Origin of the sequence: Lentilactobacillus sp. (genome assembly GCF_040773105.1) — a bacterium.
In the GTDB taxonomy this organism is placed as follows: Bacteria; Bacillota; Bacilli; order Lactobacillales; family Lactobacillaceae; genus Lentilactobacillus; species Lentilactobacillus parabuchneri.
This window is the reverse complement of record NZ_JAXGWW010000195.1, coordinates 1-3,947: the sequence shown is the minus strand read 5'-3', so window position 1 is coordinate 3,947 and position 3,947 is coordinate 1. Positions and strand designations below refer to the sequence as shown.

The window sequence follows — 3,947 nt, the reverse complement described above, 5'->3', positions numbered from 1 at the left end:
TATATAGTTGAAACGTGTGTGTCAGTACACTCACTTTTTCGCAAACGACACCGCTTCAATAATCGCCGTCAAATCCTGATTGATCCGTTTAGTCACGTCTGAAATGAGGTGATACTGATCGGACTTCATGACTTCCTTTAATCGCAGCTCAACGGTTTGGGCCTCATCTTTTGGAAAAATCTCCCGAATCAGCCCCGAATTGACCAGCAAAATCGCCAGCATGGAATTTTGTTCGGAAGGTTCATTTTTGGAAACCGCGTCGCTATACAATTCCTTTAAGATCCGATCGGTCAGTGTTTGGTTGTCATAATAAGTCTTATGGTCTTCTTCAAGATAGCCATCCTTAACCAACGAATCACACACCGCTTGGGCAATCTTGGTAATTCGTCGCTTACGAACCGACAAAACGGCATCCCGGACATAGTTGTTAACGGATTGCGGCTGGCTTTTTTTGATGTCCTCGGTGAGCGGCACCAGGTAATCCTTGGGCGCCTTGTTGACTGGCGCAATGACCATCCGATTGGCTGGTGTGAGTGCCATTGTCCCATCACGCAGCAGCTCGACAATTTCTGATAGTAACAAGCACGCCGCTACTTTCCGCTCCTTAAACGCACTGATTTTAGGCTTTTGATTTAACACGCATAACACGAACTCCTGGGTATAATTTAACCCTTTCATGGCGACGACCCCCCTCGGCTTCAAAGTTATCTCTACCTAAAAAATAGCGTATTTACTGTGGCTTATCAAGAAATTACTTTTATTTTTCCGAGAGGAACTACTATACTAAATCATAGAAACAATTGAGGAGGAACTTACTTTGCTTTATGTCAATATTCATTTAATTTCTTGGATTTTATTAATTATTACGGCCGCATTAGCCTTTATATTAAAAGATAAGCTCGCTACGATTTTCATGATGATCACCCGAGTGGTTTACATTCCAATTTTAGTTTCCGGCTTTATGCTGGCACTGTTCCGGGTCCCACGTGATCCGGTCTTGGGCAGTCTCAAGGTGATTTTGGGGTTAGCCGTCATCGCCCTTTTGGAAATCGGCTTTGCGCGCAAAAATCATCATAATTTATCAGCCAACATCATTTGGACATTGGTCATCGTCTTTGCGTTAACCAGTGTTCTGGGATTGTATTTGGCTAATTGGTACTTTTTTTAAATAGCCATTTAGGAATGAGGGCGGACAACGCGAAAACGTTTTGTCCACCTTTTTTTGCTCAAATATGAGTCCTGGCCGAGTCAAAAACAAAATAGCAGCTTTAGTCTACGGTCATTATTTTTCACAGTCTCAATAACTATCACTTTTCAATTATATGCATATTGTTTTTGCGTGATATGATGTTATACTTATTTATTGATAGCAAGTCGATCGTTTTGGGGATGGGGGATCGCCTAGCTAAATAATATTTGTTATGGAGCACTGGCAATGAACAAATTACTTAAATATCTACTCATCACTGTCACAATGACCGCAGCCGTTGTGATATTCCTTGCCGTCAATACTGCCATCGCCAAAGCTGAGCCGACAATCAATACGGTCATCGAGTATTCAAAGCGGGACAAGTCACGTAAGCCAAAGCGTCAACCCGTTAAACAGCCGAAAAATCCGACTCAACTTACGGCTGACGAAAAAAGTTCTGACAACAGCCCGCAACCCGTGTCGGAACAATCGGCAGCTCCATCCCCACAAGTAACACCAACACCTGCGAAATACCGTTGGGCAGATAAAACAATTACATACAAGGTTGACACCTCGTCCAACTATTACCAAAACATTTGGAAACTGGCGGTCAATCAATGGAATCAAACAAACGTGGTCAACTTAGTCGAGGTGTACTCTGCCAAGCCCGATATTACCCTGACTGTTGAGGATACCGATAACCCTCAATACGCTGGCATGACGACACTTCACTACGACAACTCCCGGATAAACGGCTTGTTTACTTTGGGCCCGACCACGGCAACGATTTATGCCAATAACTGTTCCTTGTTCCAGTACACAACGACAGAAAAAATCCACGTTGCCGAACATGAGCTGGGGCATGCTTTGGGATTGCAGCATTCATCTTCACCGGACAGTATCATGTACCCCACCGTTTGCGATAACGATATTTCCGCAGGCGACGTTGCCGGCTTGGCTGCTGCGTATCCATCATAAAAGTGATCTAAAAACCCGCGAGCAATTGAATGCTCGCGGGTTTTGTGTTGCATGTGGCGATGAACTGAAACGTGTTTGACACGCTATCGCCAATTCTGAATGATTTAATTAATTCAACGGCTCAGTCGATTGCATCAACTCAGGTGGCCACAATGCTAACAAGTAGCCGTATCCATCTTGGTCAAACGCCAAGCTTTCAAATTCACGTCCTGAATTGAAAGCTTGATAGTGAACATCGTCAGCGGAGAAGTTACCGCTTTGAACACCTGATGTTGGCACTGAAGTCAAGATGTCATCAGAAACGAAGTAGAGGCGGTTGTTTGCCGGGTTGACTGCAACCCCTTGGTTCGTTGATCCACCACGTTTGCCGACCATAGATGATGAAGCTTGGAAGCTAACACCATTTTCGTCGAGGCGTCCGTAGAAGAACATGTAACCGCCGTTGAGCTTACGTCCCCAATAAGCATTACCATTCTTATCAAATGCCAATGTGTGCAATTGAAGGTTGGCAGAATCGCCGTGGTACATCTTGAAGTTGTATTCACGGATTGGTTTCAACGTGTTTGGGTCCATTTCGAGAACCGTGTTGTTATCATCACGCGAAGCAAGGTCGGTCAAAGTGTTGTCTTCGGCCAGGTAGATGTGCTTGTTCTGTGGGTTGTATGACAATGTTTGACCATGGCCAATATCAACTTCTGGAGACAATTGCGCTGTTTGGGCAATGTCAACGTACTTAAACATGTCAGGATTTTGTGCCTTGGCATCGTCGATTTGTCCTTGATAAGTATCAATCTGTGATTGAATGCTGCTAATCTTGGTGTTGTACTTGGCAATCTTTGCCTTGTGCATCTTGTAAGACTTCATCCAGCGAGCCATCTTGGCTGTGGCTGTCTTAACAGTCTTCTTAGCTTTTTGACGGGTATTGTATGAATACCTGTAAGATTTGGCAATCTTTTGGTACTTGGCCTTCTTGCTCTTCCAGCTGTAGTACCACTTTTGCGCATTCTTCATGTAGTTGTTCTGGTTATTTTGCCATGACTTATTCTGGTTCAATGTCGTGGTCAATGTTTGAACCTTATCAAATGCGCCTTGTAATTGCGCGTTGACTTGGTTGTATTCATCATTATGTGCCTGCCCATCGGTCGTGTATGGGTTAAAGTAATCAAATGCCCGCCATAACAGTAAAACGTCAGAGCCGACACCTAATTGTTGTAACTTGGCCATATTGAACTTAACGATCGCACCCTGGTTGGTGTTGGTACCGTTTGATTCAATAAAGTAAATGTTGCCGTCACCATCCAACGTGACACTTTGGAAGTTACCATGTTGGAAGTTGGAAACGTTGAAGCCATCCGGCAGGAAGAATTTAGTCTTGAATGTATTGGTTTGAGAACTTCCGGCAATCGTATTGTATGAATTACCGTAGTTGTAACCAGTTGGATCCAATGAATACTTCGTATACTTCTTACTTGTGTTCCCCGCTGGTGTCGAATTATTGACGACGTTCAACGAATTTTCGTTGTAGTCTTTTAAAACGTTACCAGAATTAACCTGCGGTATCGATCCTGCTGTTCCAGGATTGACGATCACATCGGCACTGGCAGTTGGTGCCGCAACACCAAACAAACCAGCGGACACGAATAGAAACGCCGCCGCAACGGCTAACTTAAAATGTCCCTTCATTCAATCTCACCCCAATTTAATTATTTGAAACTTAAAACGTGTACATATCCATTAAAACGACTTTCCATGAAAATCACAAGTCTTATGGCTGGATTTT

Annotated in this window: 4 protein-coding genes; 2 read left to right on the top strand and 2 right to left on the bottom strand. The window is 43.8% G+C overall.

Translation table 11 applies throughout. The features are described from left to right. Positions 1-30 precede the first annotated feature (30 nt). A complete protein-coding gene (locus AB3112_RS09160) occupies positions 31-678 on the bottom strand; it encodes a GPP34 family phosphoprotein (protein WP_084972960.1) in 648 nt (215 codons plus the stop codon). Between the two features lie 139 nt (positions 679-817). On the opposite strand from AB3112_RS09160, the gene AB3112_RS09155 reads away from it, so the two are divergent. Both AB3112_RS09155 and AB3112_RS09150 read left to right on the top strand, forming a co-directional pair. Beyond that, entirely contained in the window at positions 818-1,168 is a 351-nt protein-coding gene (locus AB3112_RS09155; protein WP_057910365.1) for a YisL family protein, read from the top strand. A 267-nt stretch (positions 1,169-1,435) separates the two neighbouring features. Further along, on the top strand, positions 1,436-2,167 hold the full coding sequence (locus tag AB3112_RS09150) for a matrixin family metalloprotease (protein ID WP_239822826.1): 732 nt from the start codon (positions 1,436-1,438) through the stop codon (positions 2,165-2,167). A 108-nt stretch (positions 2,168-2,275) separates the two neighbouring features. On the opposite strand, the gene AB3112_RS09145 is transcribed toward AB3112_RS09150, so the two are convergent. Continuing rightward, on the bottom strand, positions 2,276-3,850 hold the full coding sequence (locus tag AB3112_RS09145; RefSeq protein ID WP_084972962.1) for a hypothetical protein: 1,575 nt from the start codon (positions 3,848-3,850) through the stop codon (positions 2,276-2,278). Positions 3,851-3,947: the final 97 nt, after the last annotated feature.

Coding starts and splice junctions, on each gene's coding strand:
- AB3112_RS09160 (WP_084972960.1), bottom strand. CDS start 678: ATGAAAGGGTTAAATTATACCCAGGAGTTCGTGTTATGCGTGTTAAAT.
- AB3112_RS09150 (WP_239822826.1), top strand. CDS start 1,436: ATGAACAAATTACTTAAATATCTACTCATCACTGTCACAATGACCGCA.
- AB3112_RS09145 (WP_084972962.1), bottom strand. CDS start 3,850: ATGAAGGGACATTTTAAGTTAGCCGTTGCGGCGGCGTTTCTATTCGTG.